Raw genomic sequence first — 16,296 nt, forward strand, 5'->3', positions numbered from 1 at the left:
TCTAATATGCTAGCTAAAGGTTCTTAGTCTTTAAAACTTGAAACAAAGCCAAATTATTAGTATTAGCAAGAAAACACAGATAATTGTCCACAGTAGTATCTTTTTAAAGACTTTATGAATGTAGGATAAACATACTACATATCTAGAGATCGGCATCGGCTGTAGGCTAGATCGACTCACTTTTTCTCGTTCATCGAAGTGTGTGGAATCCATCCAAAAAAATAAGCCCGCTATCGTTAATATGACTCCAAATCCCCAAAAAATCGTCTTAAATACAAAATATTCTTGTATTTGAATTTTCGTTTCGTCATATCGATTTTTTTCATACTTAAGCTTGACTTTTCTTAACTTCATTTCCTTCGCGGAGTCGAGACCGATTCGGCGTTGATCATAAAATTTATCAACTAGTACTTGTATCTTTTCATCAAGTTGATTGCGTTGTCCTGATGTCGACCTAAGTTTTTGGTTTTTTAATTTGTTTACCCTTTCTTGAGTTTTTCTTTGTAAAGTATCCAAATCAGAAACAAAAATCGATAGGTAACTGACCTGAATTTGAAGTAAAGAATCTTTTTCCTTGATCTCAATTAATTCTGTACGTAGACGTTGCTCTTGCTTCAATGGATAAATTAATCCAAATAGTATCATTAATACACCTATTGTTAGAATGTATTTGAAAAAATTGTCTGTATCTGGAATAAAGGAAGACACTTATAATTATGATTAAAATTGGATTCTCATTTTTTGCATTTTATCTGATAAGGAATCGATATCGTTTGCGTTTACAGTTTTAATTTTTTCAACTTTGCGTTGGGTATCGGCCGACTGGTCGGTAGTACTGCAGGAAGATGAGCCAAGTACCATTGCGGTTAGTAATAATGCGAGTCCTGAATTTTTAATATTGAATAACCCAGGTGATTGAAGATAAATTTTTATGGTACTTTCTGAAATATTCTCACCGAGTTGAAATTCTTGGTTAACGACATCCATTAAGTTTTGAAGACCCAAAAGAACCTCAGCTAAGTCCTTTAAATTAATATCATCACGCTGTTGCACTTTTAAAACAAAATGCGAATTTCCATCTTTAATATAAACACTATGAATAACGCTATCTATATAGTAGTCAAATGCGTTAACATTTATCACAGTATGCCACCCTCTCCGCATCTTGTCAAATGTAGGATCCAAATCTTTCAAAGGTATTCCTGGCGTTAACCACTTTACTAGTCGTCTCTTTTCATATTGACAGCCATTTACGCCTGATTTAGCTTGGTAAGCTTTTTCATCAATGATTTCACCAAAAGCAAGTAATTGAGAATTTACACTTGGAATTACGATAATATCACCTTTTTTAAATTGATCAAATCGTGAAACTTTGTTATAGATATCTGAAACTTTGTGTTTAATGCTTCTACTTTCCTCCGGCATTACTTCAACACGTTCTATTTTGCTTTTAACTTCAAGTATGGTTTTATCTCGAATATCGGCAAGTGTGATATTGTTCCACCCGATCGCAATAAAGTCATGATCTAGAAAAGTTTCGAAATAATTACCTCCATCAGTACGAAAGAACCAATAATCAATTTCTGAAGATACTTCAACAATTTCTTTTACTATTTGAGCCATTAATTAGAATTTTGAACAATATATAAAATAAGACTCCAAAATTATGAGAAAATTAAATTTTATTATTTTTAAGGCTTCAAATTAATCGGTGTCGTTCCTTTGGCTTTGTAAGATTAAACGACTCGACTCTACGAAAGTAAAACATTAGTGGTATTAGATAAAAGCTGCTCAAATCTGTCATTCCGGATAAATAGTGGAAGATAACCGAATCTTTTAGTCGCTGGTATAAGCCGCATATTCTAATCTTTTTCAAGCAGTAAACAACTAATATTATTTAAAGACTAATTTGTAGACGGTATTCGTAGTCGGGCTTACGTATATTAATAGCAAAGAAGTTTTATTAATTATATTTGGCCAAAGGATAAAAGTCCTTGTATCTATTATGCTCGTATTCTCATTAATGCTGTTCATCTCCTTGTTATTTCTACTACTGAATATACAATATTGGAAAATAACCATTGCTGCTATCCGTGGACAGGTATTGTCTCTTAAAAAATGGTTTTATCATTTTTTGGATGGTTATATTGCAAAACTTCAAATAGTTAGGAAAAATCTATATTATGTAATTAAACCAAAAAACGAGGAGTTATTTGAATCCCTCACACCAATTGAGGATGGAGATAGCAATGATATTTATGATAAAGCGCTTAGTTTTTCTTTATTTGAAAAAGACATAAAAAATATTGCATTGACTGGCCCTTACGGTTCGGGAAAGAGTACAATTCTTAGGACGTTTCAAAAAAATCATAAGGAATTTAAATATCTAAATATTTCCTTGGCATCCTTTAAAGTTCATAAGGACGATGTGGACCCTGATAACGAATTAATTGAAGTTAGTATTTTGCAGCAGATTTTTTATCATGAAAAACACAATACAATTCCTGATTCCAGATTTAAGAGAATAAGAAAGGCTTCCAAAACAAATTTACTCCTAAAAGCAGCATTGTTGATCCTATGTGGTATTTGTTTTTTTTATCTCAGCAAATCTTCACCTCTACCTGCCATACCTGAATCAAAATCTTTTTTAAGTAATTTTAGATCATATTTGTTGGTCGCAGCATTGTTAATTATAAGCGTGGGAGGTTTGTACTTAGTTTACACCATTTTAAAGTTATATAACAATTCAAAATTCAACAAGGTTAACCTTACAAGTGGAGAGGTTGAACTTTCAGATCATTCAGAGGCTTCAATTCTAAATAAACATTTAGACGAGATCCTGTATTTTTTTGAAGTTACATCCTACAATGTAGTTATTATAGAGGATTTGGATCGATTTCAAAATCCGGAAATATATACGAAATTAAGAGAGATCAATAACCTGATTAACAATTCAAAGCAGGTAGACAGAAGGATTGTGTTCATTTATGCCCTTAAAGATGATATTTTCACCGACGAGAAACGTACTAAATTTTTTGATTTTGTTATACCCGTAATTCCTGTTATCAATACTTCTAATTCTGAGGCTAAGCTTCTGGAACGGCTAGAAAAGGCTAATGTATTTCCAGAGCTTTCTAAGGATTTTGTTTCTGAAATTGCGCTCTATATCAATGATATGAGGCTTCTTAAAAATGTTTTTAACGAGTTTATCCTTTATAAAGCAAAATTGGGGGGATTTGAATTGAATCCAAATAATCTGTTGGCTACAATATTGTATAAGAATCTTTATCCTACCGATTTTGCAGAACTCAATAAAGGTGAAGGTTCAGTATTCGGCTTTTTCGCAAAGAAGGGAACGTACATTGAACATATTACGAAGGCGAAAGAAGAAAGACTAAAGTTTATAGAGGAAAAGCAAGCTTCATTAGAGTTCTCTGTGCTCAAAGACAAATTTGAATTGCGGTCACTTTACATAGCAAAGATGTTCCAGCTATTTCCAGACTACACTACTAAACAGGTTTATCTTGGCAATAGTCAAGTGAATTTAGAAGAGCTGAAAACTGATGAGAATTTTCCTAAGCTGAAATTAGAAAGTGTTCTACATTATTATACCACAAATGGCTACGGAAAGCGAAGTAGTGGTTATACGTTTAATGCTATTGAAACTCAGGTCGATGAAAATCAAACCTATGAAGAAAGAGAGCAACAGATTTTAAGTCGGGTGGAATATTTTTCCGAACAGACTAAAAAGGAGGCGGAGGGTATACGGACAGAGTTACAGAATATCTCTATACTTCCTTTCAGTAAGATTATTGCCGATTTATCGGATGATGAGTTAGATCATTCCATAAAAGAATCGGCTATTTTATTATTCCTGATTAGAAACGGGTATATCAATGAAGACTACCATGATTATACTTCTCATTTTTATGAAGGAACCTTAACCCGAAAGGATAAGGTTTTCTTGCTCAGTATCAAGAACCATAAACCTATGACCGCCGATTATATACTGGATAATCCTTTCAACCTGATCGAAAAAATCAAACTTCTGGAATTTAGTCAGTATGAGGTGCTGAATTATTCTTTGCTTGATAGTTTATTGCAGTTTAAAGATAAATATGAGGCGAAGCTAAATGCTTTTTTAAAACTTATTGTTTCCAACACGATTATTGCAAGTCAGTTCAGAGACAGTTATCTGGAGAAAGGCAAGCAGGTGCCAAAATTTGTAAAGACGTTATTTGCCCAGTGGGAGGGCTTTTGGGATTTTGTAGTCATTGAATCTGGATTTTCTGATGAAAAAAAACTACAATATTTGAAACTGATTTTGGATCATGCGGATTTAGAGACGATTAAATCACTCAATAAAAAAGGTAATTTAAGATTGTTTATATCAAAGGAAAAAGGGTTTCTGACAGTAATGCAGCAGTCAAAATCGTCAGACAAAATTAAAACCATTTTAAAATTACTGAGTGTGAAGTTTAACGATCTCGATATAGCTGAAGGCCAGAATGAGTATTTCGAAGTTGTATACGAAAATGATTTTTATCAGCTCAACGCGCAGATGATCCACAAAGTTCTTCTTTTTAAAGAGATAGAAACAGATAAACCAAGCGATCAATTTAATAAAGCAAATTATACCACTATTCGAGACAGCGGACTGACTAAGCTCCAACAATATGTCGAACGTAGTATTGACGATTACATAAAAGATGTCTTTTTGACGTTAGGGACAAATAAAGATGAGTCGGCACAAAACCTGATCAATTTATATAATAATGAAGACATAGATCTGGAAAACAGAACTGCAATTATTGAGGCTCAGAACACAATAATTGAAGAATTTGATCCAGTTGATGAACATTTCTGGTCAGATTTAATGAAGGCTAAGAAAATAAGCCCAAAATGGACAAACCTGTATCCATATTATCAAAAGAAAGATGGTCTGGATTTACACTTTGTAAGTTTTCTAAATGTAAAGGATAATTTTGAGGCTCTGTCTAAACTGGACGTAACCAAGCAGGATGGTGACCAGAATGATATAGAGAAATTTGCTTTGGCTATAGCAACCAATGATATGGTCAGTGTTGAGAGTTTTAAGTCCCTAATTTCCAGTTTTCCTTATGAATATGATGATCTTGATATTTCGGCAGTTCATCCTGAAAAAGTTTCTGTTATGGTTGACCACAGGTTTTTGTTATTTACTGACGCTAATTACAATATGTTAAAAGCAAATTTCAACGGGGAAAATATCAGATTGGGCGAACAATTTTCGGAAGAATTTATGGCAGAGTTTAATGCTAAGAATCTTGATGCTAATGATTTTCTACTTGTCATAAAATCTCAAAAATTTACCTATGATCAAAAAATAGCAATTCTTAAAATGCTGACAGTAGACATACTTTCAGGTAATAAAGATTTGGAGGCTGAGACATTAGGAATTTTGATTACACAATATGAGGATATTAATTATTCTGTTATCGAACACTTGTTAGGTGGAACGCAGGATATAGAAAAAAAAGTTAGATTATTAAATTTACATTTGAAACGGTATAATCCTGAACAGATCACGGGGTTTCTTAGAGCACTAGGCGGAAAGTATGCCGAAATAGCTGATAGAAATGAGCCCAGATTAGATAGAAACGATGCAAATGAAGAATTTGCTAGTATACTTGATGATATGGATTACGTTTCAAGCGTCACCACGAAACCTGAGTTTGTAAGGTTAAATCATTATAGAAGTAATGGTGATTCATAATGATCAAATATTTGATTAACCAATGTACCTATGAGTATTAATTTCAAAAATATTGCCTTGTTGGACGAAATTGAAACTGCTAATAAGCTTGTACGGCTTGGCTTCGGTGAGTTACAGAACATAGATTATTCCAACAATTTTTACTTCTTACCCTTTCAATTGCTATCACAAGGTTTTGAGCGGTTGATGAAAACTTATATATGCTTGGGGTACTTTAATGTGCATGGGGATTATCCAAATCTGAATTATATAAAAGGTCTGGGGCATGACCTCGAAGCTTTAATCCGCAGGATTCTTTTTGAGTTTTTTGATGACCAGGGTAAATACCATTTGATTAATGATAGGGGTTTTTTAGAGAATGATGCTGAGCTGAAAGAACTGTTATACATACTTTCGGAATTTGGAAAAATGGCTCGCTATCACAATTTCGACATTATAACCGCTAATCAGAAGTCTAGCATAAATCCAAGAGATCTTTGGGAGCAGTTTGAGCATAAGATTCTTCCATCTGGTAATATTGAAAAATATGGTGACCGAGATTTGGAGAATGAGGTCTTCGGAGACATTTCTAGAACAATCATTATAATCTTTGAGAAGTTTGTTTCTGCGTTAGCAAGGCAATTTAATTTTGGTACACTTGGAGATCATGCTAAGCAGTTTTCTGTCCATTTGTTTGATTTTTCCATGTTATATCCCGATAAGTTGGGCCAGACAGATTACCGTGTTAGTACAACCCGATTCAAAGAAACACCTAAAAAAGTACATAAAAGAACTGTCTTAGACGAACTAGTAAGAAAACTTAATCGGAATTACAAATCAAAAGCGATCAGGAAAAATGATTATAAAGGAGAGTGGCCTTTTTATGCCGAGAAGATCATCATTGAATGTAGGAACAAGCATTGGTGTATCATTACTATTGAGGGCCATGACTACGCATTAAATGGTTCAGCTAAAGGAAAGTATAAATTAGAATCTCCCCATGAAGCGGGTATGGCTAAACTCGGAGTGAGCATCGCAGATTTCATTAGTATTGCACTTGGGTTATAATTGCCGCTAAAGGAACTGAGATTAGAAGACTATCTATTCCTGACCCTACGTTTTAATTGTGTACAGTTGTCTTAATTAATTTATATTAATGAGTTGATGTTTTTGTCTTGTGCATTAAATGAAAGTTTTACGCTCCACTAAAAAAGAATGATTGCGCAAAATTTTAACATTTAGAATGTGTTAATTATACTCTCTTTTAAGAAAGGAAAATAATGCTCCAAGGGAATACAATAAAAGGATGAAAAAGTCTATTATCAGGTAGATAATTTGTATTCTCACTATTAATATTATAAATAAATTTACGAATGTGATTATAGTACTTGAATTTATTTCACTTAAATTTTTAATTGGGGAATATTCCGTAATGTCTACTGAGAAATATGATTTAAACAACAGGACTAGGGACATTAAGGCTATTAAATATGTCGAAATCAATAAATTTTTGCCTGTTACAAAGGTGAATTGTTTTATGAAGTTCTTTAATTTTAATATGTTAATTTGAGTTAAATGGTTTGTTGTAGATGAAATCGGGGGTATTGTTGTATATCGTCCATAAACTACAATAATTAAGTTTGTAAATAAGCCAATAAAAATAGAAAGAGCTGCCATAGTGTAACCTATAAAATCAGTTGAGAAACCGGATTTTAATAGATAACAAAATAGTAGGGAGGGTACTATCATTATCCCTCTTTTTTTTAATGATCGGCGGAAAATATCATTTTGATTCGTAGGATTACCGTTTCCTAGAATTTCTGTAAATTCCCATTTAGTTCCCTCATTAAAGAGTATTTTTATGTAGTGCCAAATGTTAAGATAATTCATTTTGTTCTGGATAAACTTCTTCAATTACTTCAAGAAGTAATTCTTGGCAATACCTATGCAAATCTACCCAATCTGGTGATTGATCTGCATTCAATTTAATTTTTTCCTTTAAAAAGATCGTAGGAGTAATTTCAATTTTATCATTTAAAACGAAGGAGCTTTGGTGAGATCCATTATTCAATTGTCCTACCTTCTTATTAAACTCTTCCAATTTTAGTCCCTTTTCATTAGAAGCCTTAAAAGTTGATGCTCCAAAGAAGTTGGCAAATTTTTCCAATTTAGATAGAGAAACTCCTTGGTCTTTTGCTCGTATTACAATTTCAACAGTGAAACCATTGGTGTCTATTGAATTAACCACACCAATATCGTTAATTACGATGTCTTTTGAGTATTTCAATTCTTTAACAATGCTGTATCTTTTAAATTCTTCCTGAATTTTTGCAGGAGAGTAGTGTTCAACTGTTGGTCTATAAAAACCATCTGTTTTAAGCAAATTCTTAATCCAGTTTATAAAGACCTCGTTTATACTATCATCGGTATAACTTTGTAAGAATAAAAGTCCCTTAGAACTACCTTCTGGGGTATATAATAAAAAATAAAAGTTATCAAGTACAATGTTCTTATCATTAATTTTACTTCTAGTGGTAGGTTTAGTGATATTACCTAATGAGCGATTTTGACCATACCGCCCCCCTTGGATAGTTCCGTGGATAAAATATTTGCTAGTATTTATTTTAATAGCTGTGTTGGTCACTCCACTTTGAGTTTGTTCTAGACCTAGACCTTTTTTCAGTTTTTTACTTAATACAAAGTCTTTATCGATCGATGATACAATGGATTCTAAAAATAATTTATGAGAATCCTTAAATTTATAATCTTCGGTTTTGATCTTGAATTTTGATTTCAAATAATCTTCAAAAGTATTATTAGGTGTCTCGGTCGTAGACTTAAGGTATATTTTGTAAATTTCTAGTTTGGGTGCGTGAGCCATTAATTTTAGTTTTTATTACAATGATAACTATTTCATTATTATTGTAATGTAATATTAGAAATAAAAATTTCTGTTGAACTTTACCTCCTTTTTATTGTGGGAATTTGTTTTGGTAAATTTTGATTAATTAAACCTACTAGTTAGACCGATGTTTTTATGAATGTTAGTTATTTTAAACCCCGTAAGTTTTTTAACTTTTTTCCTCATCCTTATGATGTTGGAAATCCAATAGGATCTTGGCACAAATATGAAGACAATCATTTTTTGAACAAATTGTATGAGATTGATGAAGATAAGTTTGGGGAATTCTACAAATACCACCTAACTCATACTTTACAAAACAATACTTGCAGTGAAAATGCCTTCTTTTTTAAGGTGTGGGGAATCGTTGAGGATAGAATCAAAAACTTGAAAGCCAAAGACCCTTTCTCCAGCTATCATGATAGGTAGGCTTAAAAGTCTCCGTAAGTCTAGTGGATATACCAGCCCAGATAAGTTTTCTTATGATAATAATCTAAATCGTTCTCAGTATGGTAAATATGAGGCGGGGAGCGCTAACATAACGATTGGTACATTGATTGGTATTCTTAATTGTTTTGGGGTAAGCTTAAGCGAGTTTTTCAATGAAGATTATGATGATCTAAACAAATAATGGAATACAGATTAATTGAGTAGCTAACAACAATATTCCCATAACTAAACGCAATCAACATGATGAAAAATTTAGTATTTCTTAATGAAACAGATTTATCTAAATCCGTATACAGAGTCTTTAGTCTTGAACGCTTAGAAGAAATTTTCTTAGAGCAAAAACTTACTCTTGTAAAACCCAAGTTATGGGATGACCCATTTGAGAATTTTATACTTGGTGCGCAAAGTAGTTTACCCGATGGTACGCCATTCAATATTGGGTTTCGAGAAAATTATTATGGGCAATGTTGGTCTTTAACTAAAGAAAGTGATGCAATGTGGCGTATTTATTCTCCTAAGGATGAAAGAGGAGAAACAAGCGGAGTAAAAGTTAAAACGACATTGCGAAAGCTGTTTACTCCTATGTATAATCTAGGTGGTAATTATCAAGATCAATATGGACAGAGTTATAATTTATCATCCTTCATTGGTAAGGTTAAGTATGCCTCTACTCCAAAATTATTAGGCATGCTTAATGATAAAACAAGAATGGGGAATAAAATCTTTGATCAATCAGGATGGGGACAAGCTTCTACTTTTTATTTTAAAAGATGGGCCTTTAGGCATGAAAACGAAATTAGGCTAATTTTTCGTGGCGAAAATAATGCATTTGACATTTTCAAGATTGATATTGATCCTTTTGATCTTTTTGATGAAATTGTATTAGATCCACGTATGACAACCGAAAAAGCTAATTTAGCGAAAGAACAAATAAGGGCTTGGGGATATAACAAAAAAATTATTCAATCAGGATTATATAAGATTCCTAACTTAAGCATAAGTTTACCAATATATTAAGAGTGATGGATTTTTTAATGATTTGATCAAAATGTATAGAAAAGCATGGATGGTTTCCGACCCTCCCTGCTTTTCTATATTAACAGCTTTTGATTAGATATGATTATTGCATGGTAATAATTTCATATTTCTTTTTCAATAGTGCCATATCAGCGCCAACTTTAATATCCAGTATTTTAGCATAGTGTTGTGTAGTTTGAATATTAGTATGCCCCAGCATTTTAGAAACGCTTTCAATAGGAATTCCATTTAATAATGTAACCGTTGTAGCAAATGTATGCCTTGCAATATGGAAAGTGATTTGTTTCTGTATACCGCAGAAGTCTGCAATCTCTTTTAAATAGCTGTTCATCTTCTGATTGCTAGATACCAACAAAGGAATGCGAGAAGGCACATTTGTTTTTTGTCTATTTATAGAAATCCATTTTTCGCCATCTATGCCAGTCACAATATCACCTTTTTTTAAATTCTTAACATCCACATAGGCAAGGCCAGTATAACAACAGAATAAAAATATATCCCTTACTTGCGCTAACCTTTCAGAAACCAGCGACTTATTGGCTATAAGCTTTATTCCTTCTTCATTAAGGTAAACCCGATCAACCTTTTTAATCTTGTTTTTATAGTTTTGAAATGGGTCGGTAGCCAGCAACCCGTTGGTGAGGCAAATACGAATAATCTTGCCGAAGTTCTTCAAGTATTTCACCGCGGAATTATTGGCGCATTTACGGACAGACCGTAAGTAAAAATCGTATTCAGTTATAAAAGCATGGTCTACTTTTCTAATGTCTATATCACTGATGTTGTATTTCCATTGTAAGAACTCCACTGTGTGCTTTAAAGAGGTTCTGTAACGTTCCGCAGTGCCTTTAGAGAACTCAGAGCCTACCAATGTTTGCATTTTGTTGTTATGGTCTTTAAATACATCAATTAAGGTACATTGCTTTTCTATCTTTCCCTGAAACTGATCTCGTAAGCGCTCGGCAGTGATGGCATCGTCCTTTTCTGTTAATTGTCGATGTGCCTCGAATACCTTGTTTTGCAAGTCGTCCAGATAAGCATTAAAGGATTTTACTTCTTCTTTTTTTTTGCCATTACTACGACCTGATATCGTTTTCCATTGTGAAGGTTCACAACTACGACCAGTGGTAACTTCCGCACGGTTGCCATTCACGGTAATGCGAAGATAGAGAGAAGCAGGGGGATACTCACCGAATCATTCACCTATAGGATTGGGATTCGTGCGAAAATTGTATCCCTTTAAAATGCAAAAAGCCTGAGATCTTTCGATTCGGGCTTTTCTCGGTTTTGATACCATTTTGGCGGAGAGTGGGGGATTCGAACCCGCGGACCCTTTGACAAGTCAACAGTTTTCAAGACTGCCGCAATCGACCACTCTGCCAACTCTCCGGCGCAAAAGTACAAATATGTACCAATTCCACAAACAAGAATCGGTCTCTAGGCCTTACCTACGCTGATTATTAAGCTATTTAAATTTGTTTTCTGGTATTTTATCCGCTAAAGGTAATATTTTGCACTACTCTATATCGGCACATGTTTTGAAGAACGAGTAGGTATATCTTTGCTCAAAATAAAAAAACCTTAAATTGAAAAACATGACTAACATTATTCATAAAAACCCGAAAAGACTTTTTGATCCCACTCCATTCGCTTTTTCACATTCTACAAGTACTCCGGATAATGGTAGATATGTTTTTATATCTGGGCAAAGTGGCGGCGAGGACTTAGAGCATACTCTCTCAAATGATTTTAGAAGACAAGTTCAATTCGCATTATTAAACTTAGAAATAGTGCTCCAAGAGTACAAACTAAAACCTGATGATGTCCTTAAAATTACCATATTAATTGTTGACCATGATCAGGAAAAGCTTAAGATATGGACAGAGGAAATGCATAAAGTATGGACGAATAATAAATTCCCAGCAAGTACATTAATTCCAGTTCCAAGACTAGCTTTAGATGGCATGCTAATAGAAGTTGATGCTATCACATTTATGCCATCTTAAACTACGCTCTACAAATATTTTACTTCCCAGCTATATACTCCGGGTTCTACATCAGCGATTTTCCAGAATTTGCCTTCTGGGATCGCTTTAATTGTCCTACCATTTTTCAGTATGCGGTCATTTGCCATTCGTCTTGGCAGGTATACCATTCCTGTTGAGTTTGGCGGGGTTATGGTTTGCAAAAGAAACTGTTCTGGGGTATTTGTAAATGCAACTTTTACCTTTCCCCGTAAGGTAGATAATTGTAATTCTGCTGTATTAAGCGTGCCGGGTTGGGGCTTGATCAGTATGGAGCCAAAAGCAGGAGATAAAGGTTCTACGCCCATTAATTTTCTGACAATGATGTTTGCAGGAGCTGCACCCCAGGCATGGTTCCAGTCCTGGTTCTTCTTATATTCGGTATCCCAGGCTTCAGTTGTCATCGTAGCACCGCTTCGCAACATATTGTACCAGCTGCGTTTGTCTGTTGCGGTTAAAAGTTTTAGTGCATATTGGGCTTGATGGTTATCATAAAGGCCGTCTAACAGAAACTGAGCGCCATATACACTACAGGCCATTCCTCTGGAGCGGATATGATCTAGTACGCGCGCTTTGTTGTTTTCGGGAACCAGGTTAAAAGCCATTGCAAACATATTGGCGTGAAGAGAGCTGTGCGAGGTCTCTTCTCCATCTTTTATGATTCCTGTCTCGGGGTCAACAAAGGCACGTTGGAAAGCCAATTTTACCTTGGCAGCCTGTGTAGCAAAGAAATCGGCATCTTTCGTTTCGCCCAGTTTTCGCGCTATCTTTTCTACACTAATCAGGGCCTGGTAATGAAAAGCATTTACAACTGAATTGTATGCCGTAAACACAAAGCCATCCGTTTCGCCGGGGGCATGTTTGGGGATGCTAAAACCTCCCTTTTGTGGCCAGTCTACGATGTCCTCCAGAATGGAATGTCCGTTGAAGTTTTCAAAGTAAATGGATTTGGTAAATGTGCTGTCCTGTTTCCCAGTTTTCGTGCTGATAAGTCCATCCGGCCTCCCCAGAGGAAGTAACAATTTGGCTTTCAATTGTGGGTAAATTACTTTAACGGCACGGATATCGCCAGAGTAGAGGTAATCGTTCCATCCAATCAACAAGTTTTGTAGCGACCATTCTGTAGGCCAGGTAGCATGGTAGATCAAATATGCCAGAGACCTTTTGACCATGTTAAATTCTGCATCAACGGCATAATGGGAGAGCTGATTGATGAGTACATCGGCTTCATAGGGTATCCGTTCTCGGTCGCCATCCACATACAATCCGGTAAAGGAAGTGGCTTTAATGGTATGCTTAGAAAGGTCCCAGACCTGGTTTAACAGTGTATCTGAGGATTTAAATGAGGAAGCATCATCATCAAAAGGATAATTAACGGCATTGCGCCACACACTGTCGATCTTGATGTTTTTGTTTGCTTCTATTTCAGCATAGCGGAAAGGCAATACTTCGCCAATATATTCGGGCATAAGAATGGCCTTAGAGCCTGTATTTTGTTTATCAGCTGTAAACTTTGGTTCGTAATTATGTGTGCCCGATTTTAGTGGGATCGTTAGCAAGCGATAACGGATGTGGCCTTTTGGTGCTCTGTCAACCTGCCCGGTTGCTGTAATGGCTTCGCCAATATGAACACGTAGGGTATCTGTTCCGGTTGAAGAGGAAGCTTTGATACGGAATTGTCCGAATGCAGCTTTACCAAAGTCGAACCGGACGTTGTTATTGTTTAGCTGACTACTCCCGCTGGGTAGCTGTTCCCATTTGGTCAATGCATGAAAGGCGGTTTGATCCTGTTTTAGCTCAGTACCAGTGGTAAATGCTGTCGGCTTTGAAAAAGCACTGACCATTGACTTATTGTTCCATACCATCACTTTCCAATAGTAAGTACTATTGGGTTTCAGCTTATTTCCTTTGTATGGAATGCCAGGCTGCCATTTTCCGGTTACTTTTCGGGAATCCCAGGCATCGCCCAGGTTTGCAGAAAGGTTTTCAGGTGTCGAAGAAACCAGTATACGATATGCGGTTTGATGGCTGCCCTGGCTAAGATCGTTCATTACCCAGGTAAAATATGGACGCTCATTGGCAGTAAGAACAGTCGGATAGGGGCGACCCAATGGGCTCTCAGACAAAAGCAGATCTACCCGTAATGCGGATGGTGCTTTTAAAGATTGAGAGCTTGCTTTTACCGCCGAAATTGCAAGTAAAACAGTTAAAAAGTATTTCGCTGGTGCTAAGGATAAACAGTTCATTTACATTTTAATTTCTAGGGTCAATCAATGTTGGAAGCCACACCCTGAAGCGTGAAGCCTCAGTATTGGTATTTCCGGCAGAAGCATAATCACACAATAATACAGAAATAGGTTCATTTGGTCCTTCCTTATGAGATTCAGTTTTAAACATAGTTTTGAATTTCATCCAAAAACCTTCGCTGCTCGTCGCCACAGGTTGCAGGTCTACAAAACCATCTTTGTCTGCGATTGGAGTAAGGGCATCATCTATATTGGGTCCACCCAGGCGCAGATCTCTGGCCAGCGTAATGGGGCCACGAATAATGGCAAAATGTTCTGATTTATCGCCCGTGTAAATGAGCTTTCCCTGCATGTCCAATTCAAGGCTGATGACGTCTGTATTGGCCCAGGTTCGGGTAATTTCCGTATATCTGCCCGGAACAATACCCTCGATAGTTTTGCCGTTGACCAGTATGCTGCTTTGTTTGCTCCAGGCCGGAATGCGTATGCCCAGTGCAAATGATTCTGGTTTCTTTAGGTTTAATTTTAAATTTACCTTGCCCGAAACAGGGTAATCTGTTTGCTGGATGAGTTCGACAGCTTGGCTTTTAGGGGTGCGAAGTTGATAAGTACCAGGCATAAAAAAATTAACCTGCAGACCAGTGGTACTGCTCATTACTGTAGTTAGGGGTAAGGTAAATAGCCCTCTCGGTCCGCTTGCCACGCAACAGTTTAAGCCCATGTCGCATTGTTCTCCGCCTTCCAGTCTATGGCCTGCCAGCGGACTGTACTTAGCCCAGTCGCTGCCATCGGGTTTCATTGCGCCCAAAAGTGCATTGTAAAAGGTTTGCTCAATGGCATCTGCATATTTCGAATCTGCGGTAAGCTTGAGCAGCTGCTGGCTTAGCTTGATCCAGGTAGCCGTTACACAGGTTTCCTGGTAGTGATTGATCGGTAGGGCCTGGGCATCTTTTCCGCCAAACCAGCACTCCACGCTAGAGCCTGAGCCGGCAATGTTAATTTCAGTTTTTTGGATGTTCGCCCATGTTTTTTCAACGGCTGCTTTATATTCAGGTTTGGCTGTTAGTCGGTACAATTCCAGCAAACCTTCATAGCAGGACATCATTTCGTAGGCTTTTTGGCCTTGTTCCCAACCAAACCAATGTGCAGGTTTTGGAAATCTTTTTGCCACATCGGTATCTGATTTGGTGATCAGCATAGGGCCTCCTTCGGATTCCCATTGTCTAACAATCTCTTCTGCAAATTCCAGGTAACGCTTTTCTCCAGTGCGGCTGTACAAAAGGCAAATGGGTTCCAATATAGAAGTTGCCGCCATGCCGCGGTGGTTGCCTTTTTTTACAATGCTGACCTTACGGTCGCTCAGCTCTTTGATCAAATGATCTGCCAATGCGCTAGCTGCTTTTAAAGCTTTAGCATCATGCGTTAAGTCATAATAGGACAGTAGGCCTAGTAGGCAATATTTCCTGCCCCAGATGTCCCATTGCTCTAATTGTGCCTTTTCGGTATAGTTACCAATGTATCCATCTGAGCTTTGAGTAGCCATGAGTTTCGCTACAGATTGATCCAGTATGGCTTTAAGTTGGGGCTCCGGACGATATTTGTAAGCGAGGACGGCCGAAGTAAACCATTTTCCCCAGAATTCGGATTGCCAGCAGCGGGTTTCTGTGCGGTTTTTGAATGGTTCAATTAAACGGTCCGCGTCTTGGGCGAGTATACGGTTTGTATAGGCATTACCAAATTCTTGACCCGCAAAGCCTTGTATCTGCGCTGAAATGGCTGGCTTTAGCTGATCTTGAATTAAGCCGGGTTTTTGTGCTGTACTGTTGACCCAGGAGATCAGCAGTACGGCAATCAGCTTAGCGCTGTTGTATTTAGAATAATATGCCATATGATTTTAAAGAT

At 36.4% G+C, this 16,296-nt stretch carries 12 protein-coding genes, 1 tRNA gene and 1 pseudogene; 5 read left to right on the forward strand and 9 right to left on the reverse strand.

The features are described 5' to 3' along the window. Positions 1–30: 30 nt before the first annotated feature. Positions 31–645 (reverse strand): hypothetical protein, encoded by a 615-nt coding sequence (locus BLS35_RS17700; protein WP_090783532.1) that lies wholly within the window; start codon positions 643–645, stop codon positions 31–33. A 75-nt stretch (positions 646–720) separates the two neighbouring features. Next, positions 721–1,623 carry a hypothetical protein gene (locus tag BLS35_RS17705; RefSeq protein WP_090783534.1) on the reverse strand — a complete coding sequence of 301 codons (903 nt, stop codon included), beginning with the start codon at positions 1,621–1,623 and terminating at the stop codon, positions 721–723. Positions 1,624–2,005: 382 nt separating this feature from the next. On the opposite strand from BLS35_RS17705, the gene BLS35_RS17710 reads away from it, so the two are divergent. Together BLS35_RS17710 and BLS35_RS17715 are read left to right on the forward strand one after the other, a co-directional pair. After that, the gene (locus BLS35_RS17710; RefSeq protein WP_132226045.1) at positions 2,006–5,755 is read left to right on the forward strand and encodes a YobI family P-loop NTPase; all 3,750 of its coding nucleotides are present in this window, start codon (positions 2,006–2,008) and stop codon (positions 5,753–5,755) included. Between the two features lie 30 nt (positions 5,756–5,785). Continuing rightward, a complete protein-coding gene (locus BLS35_RS17715) occupies positions 5,786–6,802 on the forward strand; it encodes a hypothetical protein (RefSeq protein WP_090783538.1) in 1,017 nt (338 codons plus the stop codon). Positions 6,803–6,982: 180 nt separating this feature from the next. Here the strand turns inward: BLS35_RS17715 and BLS35_RS17720 are convergent, their stop codons facing one another. After that, positions 6,983–7,624 (reverse strand): hypothetical protein, encoded by a 642-nt coding sequence (locus BLS35_RS17720; protein WP_090783539.1) that lies wholly within the window; start codon positions 7,622–7,624, stop codon positions 6,983–6,985. Further along, positions 7,611–8,615 carry a hypothetical protein gene (locus tag BLS35_RS17725; RefSeq protein ID WP_090783541.1) on the reverse strand — a complete coding sequence of 335 codons (1,005 nt, stop codon included), beginning with the start codon at positions 8,613–8,615 and terminating at the stop codon, positions 7,611–7,613. Before BLS35_RS17725 ends, BLS35_RS17720 begins: the two co-directional genes overlap by 14 nt. A gap of 439 nt (positions 8,616–9,054) precedes the next feature. On the opposite strand from BLS35_RS17725, the gene BLS35_RS17735 reads away from it, so the two are divergent. Both BLS35_RS17735 and BLS35_RS17740 read left to right on the forward strand, forming a co-directional pair. After that, positions 9,055–9,267 carry a helix-turn-helix domain-containing protein gene (locus tag BLS35_RS17735; RefSeq protein WP_090783544.1) on the forward strand — a complete coding sequence of 71 codons (213 nt, stop codon included), beginning with the start codon at positions 9,055–9,057 and terminating at the stop codon, positions 9,265–9,267. A 59-nt stretch (positions 9,268–9,326) separates the two neighbouring features. Further along, entirely contained in the window at positions 9,327–10,103 is a 777-nt protein-coding gene (locus tag BLS35_RS17740; RefSeq protein ID WP_132226044.1) for a hypothetical protein, read from the forward strand. A 103-nt stretch (positions 10,104–10,206) separates the two neighbouring features. Here BLS35_RS17740 and BLS35_RS28290 read toward each other — a convergent pair whose 3' ends face one another. From BLS35_RS28290 to BLS35_RS17750, 3 genes and pseudogenes are all read right to left on the reverse strand, one after another. Then, the gene (locus tag BLS35_RS28290) at positions 10,207–10,455 is read right to left on the reverse strand and encodes a tyrosine-type recombinase/integrase (RefSeq protein WP_256375308.1); all 249 of its coding nucleotides are present in this window, start codon (positions 10,453–10,455) and stop codon (positions 10,207–10,209) included. A 279-nt stretch (positions 10,456–10,734) separates the two neighbouring features. Then, positions 10,735–11,289: pseudogene (locus BLS35_RS28295) on the reverse strand (phage integrase SAM-like domain and Arm DNA-binding domain-containing protein); the annotation flags it as partial. A 134-nt stretch (positions 11,290–11,423) separates the two neighbouring features. Next, positions 11,424–11,513: transfer RNA gene (locus BLS35_RS17750), tRNA-Ser, on the reverse strand. Positions 11,514–11,719: 206 nt separating this feature from the next. Between BLS35_RS17750 and BLS35_RS17755 the strand changes: the two genes are divergently transcribed. Further along, positions 11,720–12,130, forward strand: a complete 411-nt coding sequence (locus tag BLS35_RS17755; protein WP_090783549.1) for a RidA family protein — start codon at positions 11,720–11,722, stop codon at positions 12,128–12,130. 8 nt (positions 12,131–12,138) lie between these two features. Here BLS35_RS17755 and BLS35_RS17760 read toward each other — a convergent pair whose 3' ends face one another. Both BLS35_RS17760 and BLS35_RS17765 read right to left on the reverse strand, forming a co-directional pair. Further along, positions 12,139–14,394 (reverse strand): alpha-L-rhamnosidase-related protein, encoded by a 2,256-nt coding sequence (locus tag BLS35_RS17760; protein WP_090783551.1) that lies wholly within the window; start codon positions 14,392–14,394, stop codon positions 12,139–12,141. A 7-nt stretch (positions 14,395–14,401) separates the two neighbouring features. Continuing rightward, complete coding sequence (locus BLS35_RS17765; RefSeq protein WP_090783553.1) at positions 14,402–16,282, reverse strand: glycoside hydrolase family 127 protein; 1,881 nt, start codon at positions 16,280–16,282, stop codon at positions 14,402–14,404. Positions 16,283–16,296 lie beyond the last annotated feature (14 nt).

This window comes from Pedobacter sp. ok626, from assembly GCF_900100435.1.
Lineage (GTDB): Bacteria > Bacteroidota > Bacteroidia > Sphingobacteriales > Sphingobacteriaceae > Pedobacter.

What these genes read in the sequence shown, in the direction of transcription:
- BLS35_RS17700 (WP_090783532.1), bottom strand. Translation starts at nt 645, where the DNA reads ATGATACTATTTGGATTAATTTATCCATTGAAGCAAGAGCAACGTCTA.
- BLS35_RS17705 (WP_090783534.1), bottom strand. Translation starts at nt 1,623, where the DNA reads ATGGCTCAAATAGTAAAAGAAATTGTTGAAGTATCTTCAGAAATTGAT.
- BLS35_RS17710 (WP_132226045.1), top strand. Translation starts at nt 2,006, where the DNA reads ATGCTCGTATTCTCATTAATGCTGTTCATCTCCTTGTTATTTCTACTA.
- BLS35_RS17715 (WP_090783538.1), top strand. Translation starts at nt 5,786, where the DNA reads ATGAGTATTAATTTCAAAAATATTGCCTTGTTGGACGAAATTGAAACT.
- BLS35_RS17720 (WP_090783539.1), bottom strand. Translation starts at nt 7,624, where the DNA reads ATGAATTATCTTAACATTTGGCACTACATAAAAATACTCTTTAATGAG.
- BLS35_RS17725 (WP_090783541.1), bottom strand. Translation starts at nt 8,615, where the DNA reads ATGGCTCACGCACCCAAACTAGAAATTTACAAAATATACCTTAAGTCT.
- BLS35_RS17735 (WP_090783544.1), top strand. Translation starts at nt 9,055, where the DNA reads ATGATAGGTAGGCTTAAAAGTCTCCGTAAGTCTAGTGGATATACCAGC.
- BLS35_RS17740 (WP_132226044.1), top strand. Translation starts at nt 9,327, where the DNA reads ATGATGAAAAATTTAGTATTTCTTAATGAAACAGATTTATCTAAATCC.
- BLS35_RS28290 (WP_256375308.1), bottom strand. Translation starts at nt 10,455, where the DNA reads ATGAACAGCTATTTAAAAGAGATTGCAGACTTCTGCGGTATACAGAAA.
- BLS35_RS17755 (WP_090783549.1), top strand. Translation starts at nt 11,720, where the DNA reads ATGACTAACATTATTCATAAAAACCCGAAAAGACTTTTTGATCCCACT.
- BLS35_RS17760 (WP_090783551.1), bottom strand. Translation starts at nt 14,394, where the DNA reads ATGAACTGTTTATCCTTAGCACCAGCGAAATACTTTTTAACTGTTTTA.
- BLS35_RS17765 (WP_090783553.1), bottom strand. Translation starts at nt 16,282, where the DNA reads ATGGCATATTATTCTAAATACAACAGCGCTAAGCTGATTGCCGTACTG.